Source organism: Streptomyces sp. NPDC015139, assembly GCF_043079785.1.
Classification (GTDB): domain Bacteria; phylum Actinomycetota; class Actinomycetes; order Streptomycetales; family Streptomycetaceae; genus Streptomyces; species Streptomyces albidocamelliae.
The window spans coordinates 978,573-1,002,853 of record NZ_JBIBUW010000001.1; the positions used below are offsets into that span (position 1 = coordinate 978,573).

Consider the following 24,281-nt stretch of genomic DNA (forward strand, 5'->3'; position numbering starts at 1 on the left):
GAGGGGGCCGGCCTCCTCTCGGTGGGTCGGCCCCCTGTCAGCCGCGTCGGGAGAGGCCCTACTTCAGAGCGACCGAGTCGCCGGTCGCCGTCGCCGAGCCGGTCGTCCCCGTTCCGGCGAAGTGCCAGCGCCAGGTGCCGGAGGTGTTCGCCGTGATCGTCGCCCTGAGCCTGCCCGCGCTGTCGGTGGTCACCGTCTTGACGGTGGTGTACGCCGAGGCGCCGGACCTCTTGAACTGCAGGGCGACCGTCTGGGCGGCGAAGCCGGTGTAGGTGTTGGTGTTCCAGTCGGCCCGGGTGAGGGCGCCGGTCACCGTCAGCGTTCGGCCCTTGGCCACCGGTTCGGGCGTCGCCTGGGTGGTTGCCAGGTTGGCGAAGCGCTTGATCTTCACGGTGGCGCTGCTGTCGAGGGTGTAGAAGTCGCCGTCGTTGGCGGCGGCCTCCACATCGAGGTGCCAGGTGCCGGCCGAGCTGTTGCGGAGGTCGGCGTAGTCGGTGAGGTCGGACTCGAGGCTGTACGTCCAGGTGCACTTCATGGTCGTCGATGTGGGGTGGCTGCACGTCGACGACTTCGCGTACTGGAAGCGGCTGTCGGAGCTCACCAGTTTGAGGCCGTACATGTTCCGGATGCCGGAGTTGTCCTTGGCGGTGGCGGTGACGGTCAGCTTCTGGGGCTTGCTGGTGCCGACGTTGACGGTGGTCCTGCTGAAGGTCACCGAGGTGAAGACGGTGTCGCCCTTGTGATCGTCCGCCTGCGCGACGGGCGCGCTGAGGGTGATCAGCGCCAGGCTGCCGACGGTGGCGGCCGCGGCCGTACGGATGTGCATGGTTCTCCAGGAACGGTGAGCCGGATCTCCGCTCATGGAGTCCGGGCGTGCAGAAGACCATCCACGTGAGGGATTGGTTGTACGTGTCATCGCAGGCTCCGCGGAGCCGCCTCCTGCGCGACACCTCGGCCACGGCACAGACGCTCAGCCGAGCAGCCGACCCGTCGTATGGAGGCACCCCACGGTGCGACATACTCTCCTGATGAGTTCATCGGCTTCCCCGACCAGTCGGCCGATCACGATACGGAGGGCCGTCGCGCGAGATGCCAAACGGCTCACGCGGCTCGTACGTGGCTCAGGAGCCTACGAGGGAAAGTACGCGGCCGCAGTCGAGGGCTACCGGGTGGGCCCTGATTACATCGAGGCCCACCGCGTCTTCGTAGCCGTCGGCGCCGATGCGCAGGGAGACCGGGTCCTCGGGTTCTACTCGCTTGTCCTCGCCCCGCCGGAGCTCGACCTGCTGTTCGTCGCCGACGAAGCGCAAGGACGGGGGATCGGGCGACTGCTCGTCGCGCACATGCGGTCCGAGGCCCGTGCCGCCGGGCTCGAACGCGTCCTGGTCGTGTCGCACGTTCCCGCCGAGAACTTCTACCACCGCGTCGGCGCGCTGCGGACCGGGACCGCGCTCGCGAACCCGCCCGCCGTACCGTGGGACCGGCCCGAATTCGAGTTCCGCATCCCTTCGGAATGACGACTCCGGGAGTTCCCGGCCCGGGTCACGTCGGGCGGAGGTCGAGCCTCCCCGAAACGTTCAGGATCGGCTGTCCCGGCGGCCGAGCGGGCGCCGCCGGGACAGCCTCATCGTAGGCATCGTCCTGGGAGCGGACATCCGCCCCAGGAATGCGACGACCACGGATTCCCCCGGCATTCACCGGGACGAAGGTGTGTTCAGCGCACGGGGAAGCCGAAGGAGTACCCCTGCTGCTTCAGCCAGGGCAGCAGGGTGCGCAGGGCGGCCACGGTCTGCGAGCGGTCGCCGCCCGCGTCGTGGAAGAGGATCGTCGGCCCGTTGGTCAGTTCGGTCTTGACGGTGGTGACGATGGCGTCGGTGCCCGGCCGCTCGAAGTCCTTGGAGTCCACGTTCCAGCCCAGCGGCCGCATCCCGCGCTCGGCCGCGAGGTGCCGGCTGTAGGGGGTGAAGGCACCTCCGGGCGCGCGGTAGTACATCGGCCGCACACCACCGGACGCCTTGGTGATCTGCTGCTCGGCCTTCAGGATCTGCTGCTTCTGGTAGGCCTGGGACTTGGTGTCCATCGTGGTGTCGTGCGACACCGTGTGGTCGCACAGCCGGTGCCCGGCCGCGACCACCTTCTTGACCAGGTCCGGGTGGGCCTCGGCCTGGGTGCCGACCATGCAGAACGTGGCCTTCACACCGTTGTCGCGCAGCAGTTGGAGCACCTGCGGCGTCCACTGCGGGTCCGGGCCGTCGTCGATGGTGATGTTGACCGCGTGCGCGCCCTTGTCCGAGGAGTGGGCGATGACAGGGGAGACCGCCGCCGGCTTCGACGCGGCGGGCCGCGCCCCCGCGCTCGTTCCCGACCCGCCGCCCGTCTGCCCGGCCTGCGCGGTCCACACCGAGGTGGCGGCGGCCACCGCGGTGACCCCGACCGCCGCCGCGGCCACCCGGCCGTACCATCCCCGCCCGCCACCATGCCGCGCCATGTCCGCCCCGCCCCTGTGCCGTGTCCGTCGGTTCATTCCCGTGCATCAGTCAGGACGGGCAGAAGGGAACCGGGGATCCCTCTGTTACAGATCACGGACAATTCCGCGGCGCTTCCGCGAAGAACCCCCGGCGGGCTCGGCCTACGGGGGCCGATTGCCGGTAACAGGCGGAGCCAGGTGCTCCGTTGTGAGGAGGCGCCCGGTCCGTCGGCCCACCCGGCGAGGGGTGGCGCAGGGCCCCGGCGCAGGGCCCCGGTCTGCCGGGAGTGGGCATCGGCCCGCCGTACGTCCGCACGTGCCGACGCGGGCTTCGCCGCCATCGGGGTACCCCGTGACGTACACGACCGACGTCGGACGACGGCACGGGCCCGAGGGACGGAGTGATCCGGATGTCACCAGCAGCGCGGACGTACGGCACGGCCGGCGGGCCGCCGCGTCCCGAGGCCCTGACGAGGATCATGCTCAGGCCGCTGGCCAGCAGTCTGCCGCTGGGCTTCTTCGCCTTCGGTACCGGCAGCGTCCTGCTGAGCGCCGCGCAGCTGCACTGGGTGCCCCTGGACCAGACCCGGCCGCTGATGCTCCTGGTGCTGGTGTTCGTGGTTCCCCTCCAGCTGCTGGCCGGGACGTTCGCGTTCCTGGCCCGCGACGGCGGGGCGGCCACCGCGCTCTCCGTGCTGGGCTGCACCTGGGCGGGTACCTCGCTGGTCACCCTGTCGGGGCCGCCGGGGCAGCGGAGCCCCGCGATGGCCGTGTTCCTGCTGAGCGTGGCCCCGCTGATGCTGGTCCTCTGTGTCGCCGCGCTCCGCGGCAAACCGCTGTTCGGTGTGCTGCTGCTGATCGGGGCCGGCCGCTTCGTCCTGACCGGCGTGTACGAGGCCGGCGGCGGGGCCGTCCTGCTGACCGCGGCCGGCTGGACCGGCGTGGCGCTGGCGTCCTTCGCCCTGTACGGCGGCCTGGCCCTGCTCCTGGAGGACGGCGCCCAGCGGACCGTTCTCCCGCTGGGCCGCCGCGGCAGGGCCCGCACGTCCCTCCAGGGCGACCTGGGCCACCAGCTCGACCAGGCGGAACGGGAGGCCGGGGTGCGCCGGCAGCTGTGAGCACGCGCGGAGGGCCCCGGATTCGCCCTCGGGACGCACGGAGCGGCGCGCCGTACCGGGAAAACCGGGAGCGAGAGCAGGCTCCGGCGTGCCAGGCTGGCCGGCCGGCCGGATTCCGCCCCCGGCCCGGGACCGTCCGTCCACTCAAGGTCCACCCAGGAGCGTCCGATGACGACACCGCCCCGGCTGCTTCCGCTGCTGGCCCAGTTCGACTTCGCGCGCGAGCGGCTGGTCGGCCGGCTGAGCGGGCCCGTCATGGACAGCGGTGACGGCACCGGCACCCGGGTCGAACCGGTGACCGACGACGAGTACCTCTGGGAACCCGTGCCCGGCTGCTGGTCGGTACGGCGGCGTGCCGACGGACCGGGGCCGCGGGCGTCCTTCCTGGCCGGCGGCGGTGCGTGGGGACGCGACGCCGCTCCCTACCCGCACCCCTGGCCGCCGCCGGTGACCACCATCGCCTGGCGGCTCAGCCACCTCACCGAGATGCTGGCCCTGCGCGCCGACCACACCTCCGGCAGCCGCTCGGCGACCCGGGACGAGCACCCCGTCAGCGGGGACGCCACCGGTGCCGTCTCCGCCTTCGAGTCGGCCGCAGACGCATGGCGGCGGACGCTGCTGAGCGCCGACGACACCGCGCTGGACACCGTCGGCCACTGCGCCTACCCCTACGGCAGTGACGCCGAGGAACCCTTCCTGGACATCGTGTGGTGGGTCAACCAGGAGCTGCTGCACCACGGAGCGGAGATCGCTCTGCTCCGCGACCTCCACCGGGCGGGCAGGCAGGGCTGGCGGACTCGGCTCGGTGTCACACCCCGTCCAGTGCCGCCCGCACCACGGCGGCTGCCGCCCCGCCCGCCGCGAGTACCGGTGCGGTGCTGCGCGTGGCGCGCCCGAGCATGAAGGCGCCCTCCAGCAGGGCGATGACCGAGCTCGCCGTGTCCCGGGCGGCCGGCTCGGGGACGCCCCCTCCGGCGTAGTAGTCGGCGAGGTGGTCGATCCAGCTGCCGAAGACGTCGGCGGTGGCCTGTCGCAGCGGCTCACTGGTGCTCGCCACCTCCAGGGCGACGGTCGCGATGGGGCACGGATCGGCGAAGTCCAGCTCGGCGAGGGTGCCGGCCGCCGCGGTGAACGCCGCCGCGGTGGCCGCGACCCGGTCCGCGTACGGCGCCGTCAGCTCGGCGATCAGCTCCAGGTAGACGGCGCCCGAGGTACGGATCACCTCCTCGCCCAGCTGGGCCTTCCCGCCGGGGAAGAAGTGGTAGATCGACCCGAAGGGCGCACCGGCCGCCCCGGCGATCTGCTTCATGCCCGTGCCGGTGTACCCCGTGCGCCGGAACAGCTCGGTACCGGCGGTCACGATGCGCTGCCGGGTCTCATGGGTGCCGGCGGCTTTGCCGTCGCTCAAGGGGGACACCTCCGCGGAGCCACTGTCGCCGTAAGGCGGTCGGTGCCTATTCTGTCACTAGAACGATCTATCCAGTGGGAGTCGGGCAGCGGGACGGGGTCGGAGGCGGGCATGCCGGAGATCGAGCTGAGCGCGGGAACGATCGACTACGAGGACACCGGAGGTGACGGCCCGGTGGTGGTCCTGGCCCACGGCCTCGGCTTCGACGAGTCGGTGTGGGCCGACGTCGTAGCCGAACTGGGCGCCGGTTTCCGCGTGTTGGTGCCCGTCCTGCCGATCGGCAGTCATCGGCGCCCGATGCGCCCCGATGCCGACCTCTCCGCGCACGGCGTCGCCCGGCTGCTGGCCGAGTTCATGGACCGGCTGGAACTGAACGACGTCACCCTCGTCCAGAACGACGCGGGAACCGCCCAACTCCTGGTCGGAGTACGGGACGAGCGCATCGCGCGGCTCGTCCTCACCTCCTGTGAGGCGCTGGACAACTATCCGCCGGGTCTCCAGGGACGGCTCCTGTGCGCGGCCGGCCGGGTCCCCGGCGGGCTCTTCCTCCTCGTCCAGACCTTCCGGTTCCCGTTCCTGGCGCGAATGGAGACCTCGCTCGGCGGCATGGCGAAGCGGCCGCTGCCGAAGGAGCTGATCGCTCGCTGGTACCGCCCCCTGCTGACCAGCCGTCATATCCGGCGCGACCTGGCCAAGTTCCTCCGCTCCACCCGGAAGGACTGCTATCTGGAGGCGGCCGGCAACCTACGGGCGTTCACCCGGCCCACCCTGGTCGCCTGGGGCGCGGAGGACCGCATGATGCCGCCTGCCACCGGACGCCGGCTGGCCGGGCTCCTGCCCGACTCCCGCTACGTGGAGATCCCGGACGCGCGCACACTGGTCCAGCTGGACAACCCCGGCGCCCTCACGGCGGAGATCCGGCGCTTCGTCGAGGCTCACCCGCTGCCGGGCGAGGGGGGCGGGTACGGCGAGGAGTGAGACCGGCGGCGCACCGGACGCCTCGGGAACGGCGGCCGGCCCGGGAGTCGGCCGGGCTCGGCGCGCCGGGGGGGGGCTCAGGGGTACCCGTACGGGCCGGTCAGTGACGGGGCGGGTTGCCGCGCGGGCTCAGCGTGGCGTTCGGCAGCACGGGCGCGGGCAGCCGCTCACCCGGGTAGCCGTGCACGGCGCCGAAGCGCTCGGTGGCCTTCTCCCAGTCCTCCCGCGCCTCGACGATGTCCTCGTGCGTGCGGCCGATGAAGTTCCACCACATCACGATCTCCTCGCCGAACGGCGGGCCGCCGAGCAGAACGACGCGGGCCGGGCCGTCCGATGCGTTGGCGAGGTCGAGGGTGCCGCAGCCGTCGGGGACGTAGCCGAGCTCGGCGGGCCGCAGCGGGGTGCCGCCGACGCGGACGTCGCCCTCGTCCACGAGCACGCCGTGCTCGAAGCCGGGGTCGACCGCCAGCGTGAGCGTGGCGTGCGGCTCCAGGACGATCTCGGCACCGAGCAGCGGGGTGAAGGTGCGCACCGGCGAGACCGCGCCGGCCAGGGAGCCCAGGAACACCCGCAGTACGGCGCCGTCGAGATGTACCGGCTCGGGCACATGGTGCTGGAAGTCCCGGGCGGTGTGCCGGTGCTCCTCGGGCAGCGCCACCCACAGCTGCACGCCGTGCAGCACGGTCGTGCGAGGCGTGGACACCTCCGTGTGGGCGATGCCGTGGCCGCCGGTCATCAGGTTCAGCTCGCCGGGCCGTACGAGGGCGTGGCTGCCCAGACTGTCCCGGTGCTCGATCTCTCCGCCGAACAGCCAGCTCACCGTCTGCAGTCCGGTGTGCGGGTGCGGGGCGACGTCCATGCCGCCGCTGTGGGCGACGTCGTCGGGGCCGTAGTGGTCGGCGAAGCACCAGGCGCCGATCAGGGTGCGGGCCCGCTGCGGCAGCGTACGGCGTACCGTCATCGCGCGGGGGCCGCCGAGCGGCACGTCGCGCGGCGTGAGCACCTCGACCGGGGCGTCGGCGCCCGTCCGCTCGCGCTCGGCGGGGGAGCCGCACAGCATCTCGGCGGGCCTCGTCTCGGTGTTGCTCATTCGAGCCCACCTCCCATCCATGATAGTTTTAGTTTCAACAATTATCCGCGAGCATAACCCTTGCCCCGGCTCCGCGCATCCGCTTGCGCGGGGGGCCGGCCACGACACCCGGAGGAGTCCAGGTTGACCAGTCCCGTCCCGGCCGGCGCCACCCGGCGGATCTACATCGACAAGCAGAGCCCCAAGGCGTACCACGCGCTGGTCCAGACGTCCGAGGCGGTTCGCACGACCGCCGCCGAGGCGGGACTGGACCGCGCCCTGGTGGAGCTGGTGAACCTCCGCGTCTCCCAGATCAACGGGTGCGCCTACTGTCTGCACGTGCACACCCGCGCCGCGCTGCGGGCGGGCGAGACCCCGCAGCGTCTCGGGGTGCTCGCCGCCTGGCGGGACACCGAGGTGTTCACCCCCGCCGAGCGGGCCGCCCTCGCCCTGGCCGAGGCGACGACCGCCGCCGCGGACGCAACCGCGCAGGACGCCGCGTACGCGGCCGCGCGCGACGTGCTCACCGACGACCAGACGGCGGCGGTGATCTGGGTGGCGGTCACCATCAACGCGTTCAACCGGGTCTCGATCATGAGCCGGCATCCGGTCCGCCCGGAGGGGTGACAGGCCGTCGTTCCGGGCCGATGGCGCCGTCATCTCCCGGATGACCAGGCGCACTTCGCCTGCCTCAGGCGCGCAGGAACTCCGCCCAGCCGCCCTCCGGTTTCTGGCCGACCTCCAGGGTGCGCAGTCGTGCGAGGACGCGCGGGTTCTGGGCGTCGAGCCAGTCGACCAACTGGCGGAACGACACCAGGCGCACGTCCGGGCGGAGGGCGATCTGCCGGAGCGCCTCCTCGGCCGCGTCCATGTAGATGCCGCCGTTCCACTGCTCGAAGTGGCTGCCGATGAACAGCGGCGCCCGGTTGGTCTCGTAGGCCCGGTCGAACCCCGCCATGTAGGACTGGGTCGCCTGGGCGCGCCAGTACGGGTAGTTGTACGAGGGTGCGCGCGTCGTGCTCCTGGACTGGTTGGCCAGGACGTTGTAGTCCATGGAGAGCACCTCGAAGGAGTGCCCGGGGAACGGGATGCTCTGCAGGGGGAGGTCCCAGACGCCTCCCCGCTTCCTCGGCCACAGCTGCATCCCGCCCGGCGACGAGGCGTCGTAGCGCCAGCCCAGCTCCCGCGCGGCGGGCAGCAGGTTCTCCTGGCCGAGCAGGCACGGGGTGCGGCCGCCGATCAGTTCCCTGTCGTAGTCGAAGGGCAGCGGCGGCAGCTCGTGCCAGCCGGTGTGCGTGCGCCAGGACTTGACGAAGGACCGGGCCTGCTCGATCTCCGAACGCCACTGTCCCGGGCCCCAGTTCGCCACCGATCCCGGACCCTCGCAGAAGTGCCCGTTGAAGTGCGTGCCGATCTCGTGGCCGTCGAGCCAGGCCTCGCGCACGTACCTGAGCGTGTCCTTGAGGTGGGCGCCGGTCAGGTACCCGATGTCCGAGGCGCCGGCCGGGTTGTTCGGCGGCCGGTACAGCCGCTTCTTCTCCTCCGGCAGCAGATAGAGCCCGGACAGGAAGAAGGTCATGTGCGCCCGGTGGGTCCGGGCGAGTTCCAGGAAGCGGGGGAACAGGCCCGTGCCGATCTCGCCGGCGCCGTCCCAGGAGAACACCACGAACTGCGGTGGGGTCTCGCCGGGTTCGAGGGCCACGGGCGGGTCCGGCTGGTGCGGCTGGGGCCCGGTGTAGGAGGTCGAGCCGTCCCCGATCAGCCGGGTCGCCGCACCCGGGCCGCCCGCTCCCGCGGGGGAGTCGCCCGGTCCTCCGCAGCCGGCCCAGGCCGCGGCGGCCACGCCGATACCGGCACCGAGGCCGAGGCGTGCCAGGCCCCGGCGGCTGATTCCACTCATCGCCATCCCAACCCGCGTCCGCTGCGGACGCGTTGTGCACCCCGGCCGGTGGCCCTCTCATCGGGAACAATAAGGCCGATAAGCGTATGAATCGGATGATTGGGTCCGGCGTGGCGTGGCGAGGCCCGGGCAGGTGCCGGTCGGGGGTCAGCTGGCCGGGGCAGGGCGGGACCGGGGGGCGAGCGCCGGGTCAGCGGAATGCGGCGACGTTGCGGGCCGCCCAGGCGGCGAAGGGGGTGGCGGCGCGGCCCAGCAGGCGCTCCACGTCCTCGCTCACGGCCTGCTCCTGCGGCGTGGGCTCGCCCAGGATGGCCAGCGTGCCCTCGGCGACGGCGGGTGGCATGAAGCGGAGCAACTGTGCGTACGCCTCCTCGCGGCTCTGCTCGACGAACGTCACCGGTTCCCCGAGCGCGTCGGCCACCGCGGCGGCACGCCGGCGCGGGGTGAGGGCCTCGGGGCCGGTCAGGGTGTAGGTGGCCGTGTCGTGCCCGTCCTCGCGGAGTACGGTCGCGGCGACCGAGGCCACGTCGGCCGGGTCGACGAACGGCAGCGCCACGTCGGCGAAGGGCGCGGGCGCGACGCGCTCCCGGCGGACCGGCTCGGCCCAGGCGAGCGCGTTGGAGGCCATCCCGCCCGAGCGCAGGATCGTGAAGGACAGCCCCGAACGGGCCACGGCCGCCTCGAAGCGCGCGGCGTGCGCGTACGCCCGCGGCCGGGTGCCGACTCCCTGCGAGGACAGCAGCACCACCTTCTGGACCCCGGCCGCGGCGGCCTCGCGCAGGAGCCCGTCCGGGTCGCCGCCCGCCACCAGCAGGAACAGCGCGTCCGCGCCCTCCAGGGCGGGGGCGAGACTTTCCGGCCGCCCGAGATCGACCGCGACGGCCCGCACGCCCGGCGGAACGTCCTCGGGCGCGATCCTGCGGGCGCCTGCGGTCACCGTCCCGCCCGCGGCGATCAGCTCGGCGACCAGAGCCCGGCCGACGTTTCCCGTGGCACCCGTGACAGTGATCATGAGAGTCCTCCCGTATGAGTCAGTTGACTAACTAAGTCGAGAGGGTAGTGCCCGCCGGTGATCGGTGTCTATTGTTAGTCAGGTGACTGACTCAAAATCTCCGGCGGGGGCCGAGGCGCGATCGGGCCGGTCCGGCCGCGGCGGCAAGCGCGAGGCTCTGGTGCGGGCGGCCGTCCGGGTCTTCCACGAGCAGGGCGTGGAGAAGACCACTCTCGGCGACGTCGCCCGCACGGCCGAGGTCCCGCTCGGCAACGTCTACTACTACTTCAAGACCAAGGACCAGCTGGTCGAGGCCGCCGTGGACGCCCACCGCGAGCAGCTCCACGCGCTCACGGCCCGTCTGGACGAGCTTCCCGATCCGGCCGCCAGGCTCAAGGCCCTGGTGGCCGGCTGGGTCGACCAGCGTGAGACGGCGGCGCGGTTCGGCTGTCCCCTCGGCACCCTCGCCACCGAACTCGACAAGCGGGACGACGGGCTGGACCTGGCCGCCGCCGAGGTCATGCGGGCACTGATCGACTGGGTGGAGTCCCAGTTCGCCCGGCTCGGCCGCGCGGACGCCGCCGCGCTCGCCGTCGAACTCGTCGCGGCCTACCAGGGCATGTCGGTCCTCACCAACACCCTGCGCGACCCCGGCTTGATGGCGGCCCAGGGGGACCGGCTCCAGTCCTGGATCGACGAGATCGCGGGCGGGTAGGAAGGGCCGCCGGGCCGGGACGGGGCAGACGGGCCTGCCGCGCTCCCGCCTGAGCGCCGCACGTCACTCACGTGGCCAGGTGCCGCTCCTCCGCCGGGGCCGGCAGCACCACGATGCGCTGGACGGCCTTGCTCAGCACCAGGACGCCCGCGACGATCAGCAGCGCGCCGCAGGCCTCCGGCACCAGCCACCAGCCGGTGCGGATCCGCTCGGCGAACAGGAAGATGCCCAGGGTCAGGCTGACCACCGCGTCGCCGATGGTCAGCGCCGGCTGGGCGGCCGCGAGCGGACCGGCCTGGAGGGCGTTCTCCAGCAGGAGCACGGAGGCGACACCGGCCAGCGCGAAGCCGTACGTCTGCCAGGACCGCAGGAACGCCGTGAAGCCCTGGTCGGCGAAGGTGCCGCTGGCCGATTTCAGGAGAGCGGCGGTCATCGCGTTGCCGATGGCGGAGGCGGCCGCCAGCAGTGCCGCACGCCGAGCGGGCGGGCGCCCCCGTCCGGCGAGGAGCACGGCCGCCGCCATCGCGCCCACACACAGGCTCAGGGCCGGGATCCAGCGGACGAGCGGCGCGTGGTCGGTCGCGCCGTGCGGCGCGGCCGCGACGAGCAGGACGGCGAGGCCCGCCACGCAGCCGCCGACACCCCACCAGCCCGAACGGGGGAGGCGCCGGTGCATCAGCGGGGCGGCGACGAGCAGGGCGAACGGCAGCTCCAGGATGAACAGCGGCTGCACCAGCGCGAGCGGGCCGTTGACCAGGGCCAGGCTCTGGAAGAGCGCGGCGCAGACGACCCCGGCCATGCCGATCACCCAGAAGGGCCGGTGGACCAGCTCCACCAGCAGCCGCAGACCACCGCGGCTGCTGGCCGAGGCCGCCTTCCGCTGGAACGCGGTGCCCACGGCGTTGCTCGCCGCTCCCGCGACGGCGAACGCCGCGGCCAGTTCGATCACGACGGTCTCCTGCCTGCCGGCGGATCTCCCGGGGAGGGCTCGGGCCTCTCCAGCCTACGAAAGGCGGCGCCGCCGCGCCGGGTCCGGCCGAGCCGGGAGGGCCGCGCGGCCGCGTCGCGACGAGCGGTCCGGCCGAATCCGGGGTACCTGCCCGACGAGGGCGCCCGGGCGAGGGACGAGGAGGAGCGCATGACGCAGGCGGTCCGCGAGATCATGACCTGCAATCCGATCACGGTGACGCCGGAGACCCCGGTCTGCGAGGTCGCCGTCCGCATGCGCGACGAGGACATCGGCGCGGTCCTCGTCTGCGCGGGCGACCGGCTGCGCGGCCTGGTCACCGACCGCGACCTGACCGTGCGCATCCTCGCCGACTGCGGGGACGTCACCGGACGAACGGTGGCCGAGGCGTGCAGCAGCGAGCTGGTCACCGTCGCGCCGGACGACGACGTCGACCGTGCCGTGCAGCTCATGCGCGGCAAGGCGCTGCGCCGGCTGCCGGTGGTCGAGGACGGGAGGGTGGTCGGCATCGTCGCCCTGGGCGACGTCGCCCTGGAGTACGACCCCGAGTCCACGCTGGGCCACATCAGCGCGGCCGTACCCACGCGCTGACACCCCGCCGGTACCAGCCGGACCCGGGAGCGGCGGGCCCGCCCGCAGGACGCCCAGGGCCGCGGTGGGCGCCGGGACGGCTTCCGGTCACGGTGTCACGCGGTCCGCCGTGCGCAGGGCCGTGTCCGCCTGACGCACCCGCCACTCCTCCACCGTGTCCTGCTGGCGCCGGGCCCGTTCGAGGAGGTCGTCGAGAAGCCCGGGGTCCAGGCGGTCGTCCGTCGCGGTCAGCCGGCGCAGGGTCTGCCAGCCGGCCGCCTTGCCCTCCACGGCCATGCGCAGCGCCTCCAGCTCCAGCAAGGTGCTGAGCGGCGAGCGCCGTACCAGGCGGCCGTTGCCCTTGAGCCGGCCCGCGCGTTCGGCCGCCCAGCCCGCCCAGACCTTGTAGCGGCGTACGGAGACGTCCAGATCACGCATGATGCCGAGCAGCGCGGCCCGGTCCTCCCTGATCTCGGCGGCGACGGGAGCGACGGCGCGGCCCAGTGCGGAGCCTCGGGTGGCGCGCGCGAGATGGGCGGCCCGCTCGACGCCCGCGGTGGCCCCGGCCAGATGGTCGTTGAGATAGATGGCGAGCAGCTTCATGGCGGTGCCGCGGGCCGACTCGGACGCGAGCGTGCGGTGTGGCGACGGGCCGTTCATGACGGGTCTCCTTCGTGGGGAGGGGCGGGGGAGCCCACGCCGTGTGCCGGTGGAGGGACGGGTCAGGCGACGGGGCGCGACCGGCGCGGCCGAGGCCACCGTCGTCGTGACGCGTACCAGGCTGGGCGTACGGGGCGTCGAGCCGAATCCGAAGCGCACGGCGGGCTCGACGGGGGAGAGGCGGCCGAGGTCGCGCCCTTCGTGGACGGCGGTCGCCCCGGTGATCAGTCGCAGGTCGCGGGCGCCGTACCATTCGCGCCGTCCGCCGCCGGCGGTGCCGCGGGTGCGGGTGCCGAGCAGCACGCGGGCGAGCGGATCGGTCACCGCCGTCCAGGAGGGCCGGGCCGCGAGCGCTCCGGGCACCGCTCTGAGAAGCAGCCCGGGCAGTCCTCTGCGGCCGACGGTCAGACGCAGCCGGAACAGCGGGCCCGCGTCGACCGACCAGTGGTCACCGGTGACGTGCACCAGCACCGGTACGACCCGGACCTCGTCGAAGGCGTAGGTGCCGGCGACGAAGTCCGCGATCCGCCGGGTGGGCGCCAGCAGGGTGCGGTGGCCGTCGGGCGTCTCGACCATCACGTCGCTGAACGGGCCGAAGGGGGAGCGGGGCCAGTGGCCGAGCACCAGACGGGTGCCCGACGCCGTGCCGACACCGGCGATCCAGCCGTCGAACCGCAGCCGGGCGGCCCGGGCACCGCCGGGCCCGTGGGGGTTCATCCGCCCGGGCCGGGGTGCTTGCCCGCCACCGGTCCCACGCTCCGTGCCACGGCCCTGGGCGGGTTCACGGCCGTTCCCTTCCTGCCGCGGGGTGCGCCACGGGTGTCCTCGGTCCGGCCGGGTGCGCCCGGGCCGGCCGGATCGGATGCGAGACACCCAGGCGCACATCGCGCACCCCGTCGGAGAAGTGCGCGAGCGGTGCGGCCGTGGGCGCGGGCAGCCCGGCCGCCCGGACGAGGGACTCCTCGACGACGTCGACGTGCGCTTCGCGCAGAGGCCAGGGCGCGTGTTCGACGGGCGTCTCCCACAGCACACCGCACCTGCGGGTGTACGCCCGCCACCGCGAGGTCAGCCACACGTCCCGGCGGGTGGGCCGGATCGGCTCGCCCGGGCGGACGGCCAGGCGATAGCGCGGATGGCCGCCGCGCCGGGCACCGGTGTACTCCAGGGCCCCCGCGTGCCGGTTCAGCCGCAGGCGGCCCAGGTGGTACGGCATCCCGACCGCGCGGGCGGCCAGCATCACCGGGGAGGCGACCTCGAGGGACAGGAACCACAGCCCGTCCCGGCCGTCGGGCCCGCGCACATAGGTGCGCAGGTTGGTCTCGGCGAACGGGCGCAGTGCGGCGCGGAAGCCCGGTGGCCGCACACCGGCCATGACGAACGGCGTGAGGCTCACCCACGCCGAGCCGCCGAACGTGTCCACGGCGAGTCCGTCCGGCAGCAGGCGCTGGACCTGATCGGGGGAGTAGGCCCAGTGCACGGACGTCTGGGTCAGCCAGTCGGCCCGCAGCTCGGGAACGTACACGCGTTGTTCAGGCCCGTACGAGACCACGGGCACCGACTCCCCCGGGGGCGGCCGCCGAAACCCGGCGCGCGGGTGACCGGGTGCTCAGCCGCCCCACACCGACCAGCTCGCCGTGCCCTGTCCGGCCGCCAGGAGGGCGAGGACGACCAGGTCGGCGACGCCCAGCCCCAGCCCCAGCCAGGCGCGGAAGCGGCGCGGGGTGTCCCGGCGCAGGGCGATGACGGCCAGCACGATGGCGATGGGGCCGAGAACGATGTTGAGGACGAGCAGCCCGACGAGGCCGAGGACGAAGGAGGCCACGGCCATGCCTTCGGTGTCCTGCCGGCCCGTCCGGCGCGAGGGTGGCGCGGTCAGCCGCATGGTCAGGCCCTCCTCGTCCGGTCGCGGCGCCGCCGCTCGCGTCCCGCGAAGACGACGAGCCAGCCGGCGATGAAGCAGCCGAGTACCAGGGCGACGGGCCAGGGGAGATAGGCGGCGGCCCCCACGACGATGCCCAGCAGGAGCAGGGCGACGACAAGGAAGAGCACGGCTACCTCCCCGGGCCGGTGGCCGTGGCCACGGTCGGCGGTCGCGAGCCCGGACGGCGCGGCGCCCTCTGCGGGCACTGTGTCAACGTGTTCATGACATCGCCGGTTACCCGTGGGAAGCCTTCTCACGCAGCGGATCCGGCCGACTCCCGCTCCGGACCCGCGGGACTCAGGTGGCGCGTGTTCCGCCGCCCCGGCGGATACGGCCGAGCAGGTCCCGGTGGTAGGCCGCGAGTTGGCCCTGCGGCACCGGGGCGGGGCTGCCGCTGAGGGTGTACCAGGTGTCGCCGTCGGAGTGCTGGACGGCGACGCGCGCACTGCGGCCGTCCGACAGCAGGATCGTCGCGACGGTGAGATCGCCGGTGATGACGCCGACCTCTTCGGTCATCGCCCCGCCGGGACCCGCGGTGACCCGGTCGACGTAATTGTTGATGCTGGGAGGGTTGTTCATGGGGCGCAGGTTTCCATCTGTCCGCCCGGCATGCCCCGCACCGCGCAGATGTCGCCCGCGGGTGTCCCCGTGTTGGGTGTGTGCCGCCGGCGGGCCTCAGCCGAACAGCGGGAACCGGTCCGCCGCCGGACCGAGGGCGGCGCGCTCGGCGTCAGTGAGGGCGGCCCGCCCGGTACCGGCGCGGGCGTAGTGCGCGTCGCCCCATTCCGGCGGGGCGGGCCGGCCGAGCAGGCCGTCCAGGACGGCACGCACCGCGGCCAGTCCCTCGGCGGAGGGTCCGGGGGCGGAGGGAAGCCGCACGGTCATGTCGAGGTGGTGGACGGTCGCCTCCACCGCGAGCGTGTCGATCAGGTCCGCGGCGGTCAGCACGTGCCCCTGGGTGGCCACGTGCCGCGCGGGATCGGCCGCGTCCGCCGCGTGCACGGCCGCCGCCAGCGTGTCCAGAAACAGCCTCCGCAACTGGCCGAAGTCCAGGAACATGCTCGCGTTTACCCGCACCCACCGCCGCCCGTTCGCCGCCCCGGTGGTGTTCGGCCGCCAGTCCCGCCAGTACGTCACCGCGTCACGGTCGGTGTCGCCGTCCGCCGGCGTGTGCAGCGCCACCAGCCCGCGCTGGGCGTCCTGCAGGCAGTGGAAGACGAGATCCCGAACGGCCCATCCCCTACAGCCGGTCGGCAGCCACGACTCCTCGTCCCCGAGCCCCGCGACCACGGCGGCGGAGGCCTCGTAGGCCGCCCGCAGCGTCCGCGCCGGAGGTGTGGGGTGCGCTGTGCTCATGGGGTCCTCCCGTCGTGGCGGACGATCCGTCGTCGGCCGGTCATGGTTCCCCTCATACCCGGCTCGCCGTCGCCGTGTCGGCGGACAGACGCTGGGCGACGTAGATCGGGATCACCGACAGCAGGACCAGGACGGCGGCCACGACGTTCACCACCGGCGCCTGCTGCGGGCGGGTCATGTTGCCGAAGATCCAGATGGGGAGGGTCTCGATGCCGGGTCCCGCGGTGAAGGTCGTGACGACGATCTCGTCGAAGGACAGGGCGAAGGCGAGCAGGCCGCCCGCCAGCAGGGCGGAGCGGACCAGGGGGAAGGTCACGTCGGCGAACGCGCGGAACGTGGTCGCGCCGAGGTCCATGGCCGCCTCCTCGTAGGAGGCCGCCGTGCGCCGCAGCCGTGCCACCACGTTGTTGAACACCACGACGATGCAGAACGTGGCGTGCCCGACGATCACCGTGAACAGCCCGAGACCCACTCCGAGGGGTTCCAGCACCGTGCTGAAGGCCGAGTTGAGGGCGATGCCCGTGACGATGCCGGGCAGCGCGATCGGCAGCACGACGACGAAGGAGACGGTGCCCCGGCCGAAGAAGCGGTGGCGGGCGACGGCGAAGGCCACGAGCGTGCCCAGGACCAGCGCGATCGCGGTGGCACCCAGCCCCGCCTTCACCGAGACCCACAGGGCGTCGCGGGCACCGGAGTTGTGCAGGGCCACCGACCACCAGCGCACGGTGAGCCCCGGCGGCGGCCAGCTCGCGCTGCGGTCCGGGTTCAGGGAGTTGACGAGGACGAGCAGGAGCGGGACGTAGATCACCGCGAAACCGAGCCCGGCGCCGATGCGCAGGGCGACGCGCGCGGTACGGCTGAGATGCATGGCGCTCTTCTTCTCCAGGCGTTCGGGGCGGGCTACAGGCTGTTCAGGGCGCCCGTGCGGCGGATCGCGAGCAGGTACACGACGATCACGACCACGGGTACGGTGCCCAGCGCGGCGGCCATGGGCAGGTTCAGCTCGATGTTGGAGTACACGAGGTTGCCGATCAGCTGCGTCTTGCCGCCGACGATCTGCACGGTGATGTAGTCACCGAGGCTGAGCGAGAAGGTGAAGACCGAGCCGGCCGCCACCGAGGGCAGCACCATCGGCAGGACCACCGACCGGAAGGTCCGCCCGGCCCGCGCCCCGAGGTCGGCCGACGCGTCGAGCAGATTGGCCGGAAGCTGCTCCAGGGCGGTGTGGATCGGCAGGATCATGTACGGCAGCCACAGGTAGGTCAGTGTGAGGACCGTCGCCGGCAGTCCGAAGCCGGGACCGCCCAGTCCGAACGGGGCCAGCATCCAGTCGGCGAGCCCGCCCTCGGACAGGATCAGCCGCCACGCGTACACCTTGACCAGGTAACTCGCCCACAGCGGGGTGAGGATGGCCACCACGAGCAGGGGGCGCAGGCGCGGCCGGGCCACGCGGGCCGTGTAGAAGGCGACCGGGAAGGCGATGAGGGCGCACAACGCGGTCACCGCGAGCGCGACGCCCACACTGCGCAGGATCACCTGACGGAAGACCGGGGTGGTGAACAGCTCGTGGAAGTTGTCCGTCGACCAGACCTTGACCACCTGCGAGGTGAAGGAGTCGGTCGTCCAGAACGCCGATACGAACAGGACCGCCAGGGAGCCGAGGTAGAGCACGGCCAGCCACAGCAGTGGCGCGGTGAGCAGGAGGGTCAGCCGCAGCCGGGGCCTGCGGTGGAGCGTTCCGGCGAGCCGCCGGACGGTTCCCCGGCCGGCGGCGGTCGTCACTTCGGTCGTCACGGCTCAGCCCTTGATCTCGGTCCAGGCCTGCACCCACTTGGCGTACGGCACGCAACGGACGTCCTTGCGGCCGTCGAGGCACTGCTCGATGGGCGTGTTCCAGAAGGCGATCCGCTTCCAGTAGTTCTCGTCGGCCGCGTGGTAGACCGTGCAGAAGTTCTTGTCGCTGGTCCGCGCGCAGGCCTTGGAGTTGGCCGGGGCCTCGCCGAAGTACTCGGCTACCTGGGCGTTGACCTCGGGCGAGACGATCCAGTCGAGCCATTTGTAGGCGCAGTTGGGGTGGGCGGCCTTCGCCGAGACCATCCAGGTGTCGGACCAGCCGGTCGAACCCTCCTTCGGCACCAGCGCCTTGACCTTCGCGCCCTCGGAGGCCGCGAGGCCGGCGATGACCTGCCAGGTGGTGCCGACGACCGAGTCGCCGCTCTTGAAGGCGGAGACCTCCTTGAGGTAGTCGCTCCAGTACTCGCCGACGTCCGCGTTCTGCTGTTTGAGCAGGGCCACGGCCGCGTCGAACTGCTTCTGGTCGAGGGCGTAGGGGTTCTCGATCCTCAACTCGGGCTTGGTGGCCTTCAGGTACAGGGCCGCGTCGGCGATGTAGATGGGCGAGTCGTACGCGGTGACGTGTCCCTTGTGCTGCCCGGCGTCGTCGAACACGGCGGACCAGGAGGTGGGGGCGGGCTTCACCTTCTCGGTGTTGTACATCAGCAGGTTGGCTCCCCGGCCGTGCGGGATGCCGTACATGCGGCCCTTCACGGAGTTCCAGGCGCCGTTCTTCAACCCGCTGAAGACGTCCTTGTAGTGGGGGACGAGGGCGGTGTTGACCGGGGCCGCGTCCCCGGAGGCGATCAGCCGCAGGGAGGCGTCGCCGGAGGCGGAGACGGCGTCGTACTGGCCGGTCTTCATCAGCTTGACCATCTCGTCCGAGCTGGCGGCGACCTTGGAGTGAACCTGACACCCTGTCTGCTTCTCGAAGTCGCCGACCCAGTCGACCTTCGGGTCGTTCGAGCCGTCCTCGACGTAGCCGGCCCAGGCGATCAGATTGACCTGGCCCTCCGTCTTCCCGAGCTTCGTCGGGGCCTTGAGGTCGGGAGGGTTGAGCCCGGTGGCGGAGGACCCGCCGGAGCCGGAGGAGGAGCCGCAGGCGGCGGCGAGCAGCAGCGCGGCGGCCGCGGCGGCGGCACGCGGGACGCGGGTGAGACGCACGACGTTCTCCAGGGGGACGTAGAGGTGGGGAGGGTTCAGGAGGGCAGGGGGACGGCGTGCCGGCGGTGCCACTGCAGGCGGACCCGGGTGCCGCGATAGGCGGCGACGTCCTCGGAGGAGGTCTCCAGGTTCTGCTGCAGCGCGGTGATCCGCCCGCCGCCGTCGAGGTCGACCAGGAAGCGGGTGGCGTCGCCGAGGTAGACGACCTCGGCGACGGTGCCGGTGGCGGTCGTGTGCTCGGGCTCGTCCGCCTCGGCGGACTCCTTCAGCACGCGGATCTTCTCCGGCCGGATGTTGTAGGTGCCGGGGCTGCCGACGATCCGGTGGGCGCTCTCGCCGTCCAGCAGGTTGGAGGTGCCGACGAAGGAGGCGACGAACGGGGTCGCCGGGCGTTCGTAGATCTCCGCGGGGGTGCCGACCTGGGCGATGCGGCCCTGGTCGAAGACGGCGATGCGGTCGCTCATCGTCAGGGCCTCCTCCTGGTCGTGGGTGACGAAGACGAAGGTGATCCCCACCTCCCGCTGGATGGCCTTGAGTTCGACCTGCATCTGCTCGCGCAGCTTGAGGTCGAGGGCGCCGAGCGGCTCGTCCAGCAGCAGCACGCGGGGCCGGCCGACCAGGGCGCGGGCGAGCGCGACGCGCTGACGCTGCCCGCCGGAGAGCTGGGCGGGCCGCCGCTGGCCGTAGCCCTCGAGGCGGACCTCCGCGAGCGCCTTGCGGGCTCGGACGAGGCGTTCGGCCTTCGGCACCTTGCGGATCCTGAGTCCGTAGGCGACGTTCTGCTCGACCGTCATGTGCGGGAAGAGGGCGTAGTCCTGGAAGACGGTGTGCACGTCCCGTTCGAACGGGGCGAGGCCGGTGACCTCCTGTCCGGCGAGTTCTATCCGGCCCTGGTCGGGCGACTCGAACCCGGCGACGAGCCGCAGGACCGTCGTCTTCCCGGAGCCGGACGGGCCGAGCATCGAGAAGAACTCCCCGTCCCGGATCTCCAGGTCGACCCCGGCCACCGCGGTCGTCCCGCCGAAGGACTTCCGCAGGTCCCGCAGCCGGATCGCAATTCCCTCCATGGGGGAACCTTTCTGGCGCGCTGTACGTTGACAGTAAACATATGAAGTCATAGTTCAAAGCTCAAGGGCCCCTTAGGGTAAAGCTTGAGTCAACGCACGAGGTGGTGACCGTGAGGCAGCACGAGATCGACGGCGGCGCCCGCAAGGCCGTCTTCAGCCCGGTGGACAACCGGGCCCGCGTGGACGCCGTCGTCCGCCGCATCGGCGACGCCATCGAGCTGGGCCTCCTGGCCGACGGCGAGCAGCTCCCGGGCGAGACCGAACTCGCCGGACAGCTCGGGGTCTCCACCGTGACCCTGCGCGAGGCGCTCATGGCCCTGCGGCAGCAGGGCCTCGTCACCACCCGCCGGGGCCGGGGCGGCGGCAGCTTCGTCTCCCTGCCCGAAGTCCCTGCCGACGACCGCCTCAAGGCGCGGCTGCGCGGCTGGAGCACCGAGGAACTGCGCGACCTGGGCGACCACTGGGCCGCCCTGTCCGGTGCCGCGGCCCGCCTCGCCGCCCAGCGCACCGAACCCGAGGAACTGGACCCCCTGCGCCGTACCGCCGAGGACCTGGCACACGCCGGGGACGCGGGCGCGCGCAGCCGGCTGTACGGCCGCTTCCACGTCGAACTCGCCGCGGCGGCCCAGTCCGCCCGGCTCACCCGTGAACAGGTCGCGCTGCAGAGCGAGGTGGGGGCGCTGCTCTGCCTCGTCCTCGCCGACGACGCATATCGTGAAGAAGTTGCGGAACGTCACCGCACCGTGATCTCCGCCGTGCAGGATGGGGCCCACGAATCGGCCGGCACGCTGGCCGAGCGGTGCGTCAGGGACGCCACGGCGCGACTCGTCGCCGTACGCCTGTCCCTCTGACCGCGCCGCGTCCGGTTCCCGTGCGCTGGAGGACACCATGGGCGTCAGCTCCGGGCCGGCCACCCTCGGCGCGGACACCGAGACGTGGGTGGCCGCACAGGTGGGCGGTGCGCTGGAGGCGGTCTTCGACGCCGTCGCGGCGACCCGCGCGGACACGGCGGCCCTGCTCGGCCGGGCGACCACCGACGGCCGCCGCCCCACCAGCGCCGACCTCGCCGCCCTCCGCCCGGGACTGCACCTGCGCCTGACCCGCGAGGAACTCGTCTCCGGCACCGGATTCGTCGTCGCGCCGGGCCTGTTGGCCGACGTGCCCGCCTGGCTCGAGTGGTGGCAGTCGAACGCCGACGGCGAGGTGCGCCCGCTCGTCCTGGACCTCGACCCGGGCCACTCCGCGTACTCCGACTACACCCACTGGGACTGGTTCGCGCTGCCCCGCGACACCGGCCGCCGGGCCGTGGCCGGACCGTACGTCGACTACCTCTGCTCCGACGAGTACAGCCTCACCCTGTCCGAACCGGTGTGTGTCCAGGGACGGTTCGCCGGAGTGGCCGCGGCCGACGTCTACCTGCGGCACTTCGAGGCCGCCGTCCTGCCCCTGCTGCGGCGCCTGGGCCGGCCGGCCCGCCTGGTCAACGCCCGCGGCCGAGTCGCCGCCTCCACCGACCCCGCCCAGCTGGCCGGCTCCCTCACCAAGGGTCCCGACTTCGGCGAACTCCTCGCCGAGGGGCGGCCCGGCACGCACGACGGCATGCGCCTGGTGCCGTGCCGCGGCATCCCCCTGGTGCTCGTCCTGGCGTGAGGCGCCGGTTCCCCGCCCCCTGAGAAGGGCCCCGGCCCGTTCCCGCCCGCCGTCGGCACGCCCGGGAGAAGTCGTGGACGCCGCAGTCATACGGCAGGGCCGCCCGGGGGGTCCTTCCGGCGACAGTGCCCCGCCGCGCCCCCGGGTCCCCGCGTCCCGCCGAGGAGCGCCCCGGAACAGGAGAGCCATGACGACCAGCCTTCGTACGACCGGACGCGCCCTGCGCGGCACGCTGTCGGCCGGTGCCGTCGCCGCCGCCGCTGTGGTGCCCCTGCTGTGTGCGGCACCGGCGCAGGCGGCCACGAGCGACACCAGCGTGTACGTGTGGGCGACGGGCGTGAACGTCCGGGCCTGCCCGCAGGTGTCCTCCGCGTGCCCGCCGATCAGCCACGCGCAGATCGGGAAGCGGTGGGTCACGGCCTTCTGCCAGCGCACCGGCAGTGAGGTGACGGACGGCCCGTACCGCAACAACTGGTGGGTCCAGGTCGACGCGGGCGGACCCATCGGCTGGATCAGCGCGGTCTACGTGCGCGGCGGCGGCAACGACGAACCGGTTCCCGGGCTGCCGACGGACAGTGACTGTCGCTGACCGTGTCGACCGCCGGCCATGTGTGTGAAGGAAAGGACATCCGCGGTGACCTCGAAGATCACGACCCGCTCGTTCGTGTCACGGCTCCCCGTGCGCGCCCTGCTCGCCGCCCTGCTCGGCATGGCCGCCCTGCTGGGCGTCGCGCCGGGCCCGGCCCGGGCCGCGGCCTCGGGCGGCACGGTGCACATCTGGGGAAGTCAGGTGAGGGTGCGCCAGTGCGCGAGCACCACCTGCGGTCTGGCGAGCAGTGAGCGGCTGACGAACGTCCAGGTGTACGCCTACTGCCAGCGCTGGGGCGACCGGGTGACCGACGGGCCCTACTACAACCACTACTGGGTGGAGATCGTCACTCCGCAGGGCTGGCTCGGCTGGGTGAGCGCCGTCTACGTCAGCGGAGGCTCCAACGACGGTCCGGTCCCGGGTGTTCCGACCGAGACCGACAGCAGCCCCGTCTCCTGCGAATACCCGTAGGCGGGAACCCGGACGCGGCCTAGCCGCGAGCCCCGCGCCGCGGACACGCCACCGGCCCGGGCACCGCGACCGCCGCGGTGCCCGGGCCGGCCGGCGGTCAGGCCGCGGTGCGCCCGGCGAGCGCCTTCGCCTTCGCGGCAGCCTCCTCGAAGGCGCGGTCGCGGGAGGCCTCGAACAGCGGGACCAGCTCGGCCATCGCCGGGTTGAGCGGGGCCATGGTCAGCTCCGGGACGATGAAGTCGACGTCGAGACCGAGAGCGGTGCCGAGGACGGCGGACAGGTAGTTCTGCACGTACTCGAACGGCTCACGCGGGGTGCCCGGCGCGTAGGAGCCGCCCCGGCTGGCGACGACCGTCACCGGGGTGCCCTTGGCGGACTGCGCCTCGCCCGCCGTACGGCCCATCAGGATCACGTTGTCCAGCCAGGCCTTGAGGGTCGAGGGGATCGAGAAGTTGTACATCGGGGCGCCGATCAGCACGGCGTCCGCCCGCTCCAGTTCCTCGATCAGCTTGACGCGCTCGGCGAAGGCGGCGGCCTGTCCGGGGGTGTGGGCGGCCGGGTCGGCGAACCCGGCGAAGTGCGCGTCCGCGGTGATGTGTGCGACGGGCTGCGCGGCCAGGTCGTGGTAGACGACCGTGCCTTCCGGGTGCTGCTCCTGCCAGTGCGCGCGGAAGGCCGCCGTGACGGCGCGCGAGGAGGAGGCCTCGCCGGAGGACACGGAGGAGTCGATGTGCAGCAGGGTGGCCATGGGGATCTCCAGAAAGCGGGAAGGGGCAGCCCGGCGCCTCGACGACAATGGGCTGAAGTTTCGTACTCGACTATGTCTAGCACAGGGACTTACTTTTTTTCATCCCCCTACCTCGGGGTAGTACCCTGACCCCATGGCGACGGACCAGAACCACGACAGCGCGGCGTGCAAGCGGGTGGACGAGGGCATCACCCGCGTCTTCCAGCTGCTCGGAAAACGATGGAGCGGCCCGATCGTGGCGGTCCTGGTCGAACAGCCCGCGCACTTCGCCGACCTGCGCCGGGCCGTCCCCGGCATCAGCGAACGCATGCTGTCCGACCGCCTGGCGGAGCTCGGTGCCGCCGGTCTCGTCCTGCGCGAGGTCGACGAGGGCCCGCCGCTGCGCGTCTCCTACCGGCTGACCGGCGCCGGGGCCGCCCTGGGACCCGCGCTCAAGGAGCTCGCCGAGTGGGCGAAGGTCCATCTGCCGGACGCCGGACCGTGTACCGGCCTGGACCGGGAGCGGCCGGCCGGCGCGACGGCCTAGGGCCTGTCGTTTGGATCGTGCCCGCGTCGCGGGGCGTGGCACGCACATCCGCGGCGTTGTCGTCGGTTGTCGACGCTCCGCGTCGCCGCCCTCCTCCGCCTTGCGGCTGCACG

General features: G+C 72.8%; 29 protein-coding genes and 2 pseudogenes. 12 read left to right on the top strand and 19 right to left on the bottom strand.

Annotation, left to right across the window (positions count from 1 at the left end; genetic code table 11):
- Positions 1 to 58: 58 nt before the first annotated feature.
- Positions 59 to 826, bottom strand: coding sequence for a calcium-binding protein (locus ACF08B_RS04335; RefSeq protein WP_392315982.1), 768 nt, complete (start codon positions 824 to 826; stop codon positions 59 to 61).
- Between the two features lie 202 nt (positions 827 to 1,028).
- Between ACF08B_RS04335 and ACF08B_RS04340 the strand changes: the two genes are divergently transcribed.
- Positions 1,029 to 1,517, top strand: a complete 489-nt coding sequence (locus ACF08B_RS04340) for a GNAT family N-acetyltransferase (RefSeq protein WP_392315983.1) — start codon at positions 1,029 to 1,031, stop codon at positions 1,515 to 1,517.
- A 197-nt stretch (positions 1,518 to 1,714) separates the two neighbouring features.
- On the opposite strand, the gene ACF08B_RS04345 is transcribed toward ACF08B_RS04340, so the two are convergent.
- Positions 1,715 to 2,488, bottom strand: coding sequence for a polysaccharide deacetylase family protein (locus tag ACF08B_RS04345; protein WP_392315984.1), 774 nt, complete (start codon positions 2,486 to 2,488; stop codon positions 1,715 to 1,717).
- 389 nt (positions 2,489 to 2,877) lie between these two features.
- Here ACF08B_RS04345 and ACF08B_RS04350 point away from each other — a divergent pair, with 389 nt between their 5' ends.
- Both ACF08B_RS04350 and ACF08B_RS04355 read left to right on the top strand, forming a co-directional pair.
- Positions 2,878 to 3,585: a GPR1/FUN34/YaaH family transporter gene (locus ACF08B_RS04350; RefSeq protein WP_392315985.1), complete on the top strand. Its 708-nt coding sequence runs from the start codon at positions 2,878 to 2,880 to the stop codon at positions 3,583 to 3,585.
- Between the two features lie 168 nt (positions 3,586 to 3,753).
- Positions 3,754 to 4,362, top strand: a pseudogene (locus ACF08B_RS04355) (DinB family protein); the annotation flags it as partial.
- Positions 4,363 to 4,393: 31 nt separating this feature from the next.
- Here the strand turns inward: ACF08B_RS04355 and ACF08B_RS04360 are convergent.
- Complete coding sequence (locus ACF08B_RS04360; RefSeq protein ID WP_392315986.1) at positions 4,394 to 4,993, bottom strand: TetR/AcrR family transcriptional regulator; 600 nt, start codon at positions 4,991 to 4,993, stop codon at positions 4,394 to 4,396.
- A gap of 111 nt (positions 4,994 to 5,104) precedes the next feature.
- On the opposite strand from ACF08B_RS04360, the gene ACF08B_RS04365 reads away from it, so the two are divergent.
- Complete coding sequence (locus tag ACF08B_RS04365) at positions 5,105 to 5,971, top strand: alpha/beta fold hydrolase (protein ID WP_392315987.1); 867 nt, start codon at positions 5,105 to 5,107, stop codon at positions 5,969 to 5,971.
- 100 nt (positions 5,972 to 6,071) lie between these two features.
- Here ACF08B_RS04365 and ACF08B_RS04370 read toward each other — a convergent pair whose 3' ends face one another.
- A complete protein-coding gene (locus ACF08B_RS04370; RefSeq protein WP_392315988.1) occupies positions 6,072 to 7,061 on the bottom strand; it encodes a pirin family protein in 990 nt (329 codons plus the stop codon).
- 123 nt (positions 7,062 to 7,184) lie between these two features.
- On the opposite strand from ACF08B_RS04370, the gene ACF08B_RS04375 reads away from it, so the two are divergent.
- Entirely contained in the window at positions 7,185 to 7,667 is a 483-nt protein-coding gene (locus ACF08B_RS04375; protein ID WP_392315989.1) for a carboxymuconolactone decarboxylase family protein, read from the top strand.
- A 64-nt stretch (positions 7,668 to 7,731) separates the two neighbouring features.
- Here the strand turns inward: ACF08B_RS04375 and ACF08B_RS04380 are convergent, their stop codons facing one another.
- Together ACF08B_RS04380 and ACF08B_RS04385 are read right to left on the bottom strand one after the other, a co-directional pair.
- Entirely contained in the window at positions 7,732 to 8,940 is a 1,209-nt protein-coding gene (locus ACF08B_RS04380) for a hypothetical protein (RefSeq protein WP_392315990.1), read from the bottom strand.
- Positions 8,941 to 9,130: 190 nt separating this feature from the next.
- Positions 9,131 to 9,952 carry an SDR family oxidoreductase gene (locus ACF08B_RS04385; RefSeq protein ID WP_392315991.1) on the bottom strand — a complete coding sequence of 274 codons (822 nt, stop codon included), beginning with the start codon at positions 9,950 to 9,952 and terminating at the stop codon, positions 9,131 to 9,133.
- Positions 9,953 to 10,034: 82 nt separating this feature from the next.
- Here ACF08B_RS04385 and ACF08B_RS04390 point away from each other — a divergent pair, with 82 nt between their 5' ends.
- Positions 10,035 to 10,646, top strand: a complete 612-nt coding sequence (locus ACF08B_RS04390; RefSeq protein WP_392315992.1) for a TetR/AcrR family transcriptional regulator — start codon at positions 10,035 to 10,037, stop codon at positions 10,644 to 10,646.
- Between the two features lie 67 nt (positions 10,647 to 10,713).
- Here the strand turns inward: ACF08B_RS04390 and ACF08B_RS04395 are convergent, their stop codons facing one another.
- Positions 10,714 to 11,595 (bottom strand): DMT family transporter, encoded by an 882-nt coding sequence (locus tag ACF08B_RS04395; RefSeq protein WP_392315993.1) that lies wholly within the window; start codon positions 11,593 to 11,595, stop codon positions 10,714 to 10,716.
- 189 nt (positions 11,596 to 11,784) lie between these two features.
- Here ACF08B_RS04395 and ACF08B_RS04400 point away from each other — a divergent pair, with 189 nt between their 5' ends.
- On the top strand, positions 11,785 to 12,204 hold the full coding sequence (locus ACF08B_RS04400; RefSeq protein ID WP_073890702.1) for a CBS domain-containing protein: 420 nt from the start codon (positions 11,785 to 11,787) through the stop codon (positions 12,202 to 12,204).
- A gap of 87 nt (positions 12,205 to 12,291) precedes the next feature.
- Here the strand turns inward: ACF08B_RS04400 and ACF08B_RS04405 are convergent, their stop codons facing one another.
- The 11 genes and pseudogenes from ACF08B_RS04405 to ACF08B_RS04455 all read right to left on the bottom strand — a co-directional run bounded on the left by ACF08B_RS04405 (position 12,292) and on the right by ACF08B_RS04455 (position 20,184).
- Entirely contained in the window at positions 12,292 to 12,843 is a 552-nt protein-coding gene (locus ACF08B_RS04405; RefSeq protein WP_392316039.1) for a hypothetical protein, read from the bottom strand.
- A gap of 96 nt (positions 12,844 to 12,939) precedes the next feature.
- Positions 12,940 to 13,560: pseudogene (locus tag ACF08B_RS04410) on the bottom strand (hypothetical protein); the annotation flags it as partial.
- A gap of 64 nt (positions 13,561 to 13,624) precedes the next feature.
- Positions 13,625 to 14,365, bottom strand: coding sequence for a YqjF family protein (locus tag ACF08B_RS04415; protein ID WP_392315994.1), 741 nt, complete (start codon positions 14,363 to 14,365; stop codon positions 13,625 to 13,627).
- Between the two features lie 84 nt (positions 14,366 to 14,449).
- Positions 14,450 to 14,725 carry a DUF4190 domain-containing protein gene (locus tag ACF08B_RS04420; protein WP_073890699.1) on the bottom strand — a complete coding sequence of 92 codons (276 nt, stop codon included), beginning with the start codon at positions 14,723 to 14,725 and terminating at the stop codon, positions 14,450 to 14,452.
- A 2-nt stretch (positions 14,726 to 14,727) separates the two neighbouring features.
- Positions 14,728 to 14,892, bottom strand: a complete 165-nt coding sequence (locus tag ACF08B_RS04425; protein WP_392315995.1) for a hypothetical protein — start codon at positions 14,890 to 14,892, stop codon at positions 14,728 to 14,730.
- Between the two features lie 169 nt (positions 14,893 to 15,061).
- Positions 15,062 to 15,343: a hypothetical protein gene (locus ACF08B_RS04430; protein ID WP_093472286.1), complete on the bottom strand. Its 282-nt coding sequence runs from the start codon at positions 15,341 to 15,343 to the stop codon at positions 15,062 to 15,064.
- 96 nt (positions 15,344 to 15,439) lie between these two features.
- On the bottom strand, positions 15,440 to 16,120 hold the full coding sequence (locus ACF08B_RS04435; RefSeq protein ID WP_392315996.1) for a maleylpyruvate isomerase N-terminal domain-containing protein: 681 nt from the start codon (positions 16,118 to 16,120) through the stop codon (positions 15,440 to 15,442).
- Positions 16,121 to 16,172: 52 nt separating this feature from the next.
- Positions 16,173 to 16,988 carry an ABC transporter permease gene (locus tag ACF08B_RS04440; protein ID WP_392315997.1) on the bottom strand — a complete coding sequence of 272 codons (816 nt, stop codon included), beginning with the start codon at positions 16,986 to 16,988 and terminating at the stop codon, positions 16,173 to 16,175.
- Positions 16,989 to 17,020: 32 nt separating this feature from the next.
- Positions 17,021 to 17,914 (bottom strand): ABC transporter permease, encoded by an 894-nt coding sequence (locus ACF08B_RS04445; RefSeq protein ID WP_392315998.1) that lies wholly within the window; start codon positions 17,912 to 17,914, stop codon positions 17,021 to 17,023.
- A gap of 3 nt (positions 17,915 to 17,917) precedes the next feature.
- The gene (locus ACF08B_RS04450; RefSeq protein WP_392315999.1) at positions 17,918 to 19,117 is read right to left on the bottom strand and encodes an ABC transporter substrate-binding protein; all 1,200 of its coding nucleotides are present in this window, start codon (positions 19,115 to 19,117) and stop codon (positions 17,918 to 17,920) included.
- A gap of 35 nt (positions 19,118 to 19,152) precedes the next feature.
- On the bottom strand, positions 19,153 to 20,184 hold the full coding sequence (locus ACF08B_RS04455; RefSeq protein WP_392316000.1) for an ABC transporter ATP-binding protein: 1,032 nt from the start codon (positions 20,182 to 20,184) through the stop codon (positions 19,153 to 19,155).
- Positions 20,185 to 20,294: 110 nt separating this feature from the next.
- Between ACF08B_RS04455 and ACF08B_RS04460 the strand changes: the two genes are divergently transcribed.
- The 4 genes from ACF08B_RS04460 (at position 20,295) to ACF08B_RS04475 (ending at position 22,894) form a co-directional block, all read left to right on the top strand.
- Positions 20,295 to 21,035, top strand: a complete 741-nt coding sequence (locus tag ACF08B_RS04460; protein WP_093699364.1) for a FadR/GntR family transcriptional regulator — start codon at positions 20,295 to 20,297, stop codon at positions 21,033 to 21,035.
- A gap of 37 nt (positions 21,036 to 21,072) precedes the next feature.
- A complete protein-coding gene (locus tag ACF08B_RS04465) occupies positions 21,073 to 21,834 on the top strand; it encodes a cache domain-containing protein (protein ID WP_392316001.1) in 762 nt (253 codons plus the stop codon).
- Between the two features lie 187 nt (positions 21,835 to 22,021).
- Positions 22,022 to 22,423, top strand: coding sequence for a hypothetical protein (locus ACF08B_RS04470; protein WP_392316002.1), 402 nt, complete (start codon positions 22,022 to 22,024; stop codon positions 22,421 to 22,423).
- Between the two features lie 45 nt (positions 22,424 to 22,468).
- A complete protein-coding gene (locus ACF08B_RS04475; protein ID WP_392316003.1) occupies positions 22,469 to 22,894 on the top strand; it encodes a hypothetical protein in 426 nt (141 codons plus the stop codon).
- Between the two features lie 97 nt (positions 22,895 to 22,991).
- Here ACF08B_RS04475 and ACF08B_RS04480 read toward each other — a convergent pair whose 3' ends face one another.
- Complete coding sequence (locus tag ACF08B_RS04480) at positions 22,992 to 23,642, bottom strand: FMN-dependent NADH-azoreductase (RefSeq protein ID WP_392316004.1); 651 nt, start codon at positions 23,640 to 23,642, stop codon at positions 22,992 to 22,994.
- Positions 23,643 to 23,775: 133 nt separating this feature from the next.
- On the opposite strand from ACF08B_RS04480, the gene ACF08B_RS04485 reads away from it, so the two are divergent.
- Positions 23,776 to 24,168 carry a winged helix-turn-helix transcriptional regulator gene (locus ACF08B_RS04485; RefSeq protein WP_392316005.1) on the top strand — a complete coding sequence of 131 codons (393 nt, stop codon included), beginning with the start codon at positions 23,776 to 23,778 and terminating at the stop codon, positions 24,166 to 24,168.
- Positions 24,169 to 24,281: the final 113 nt, after the last annotated feature.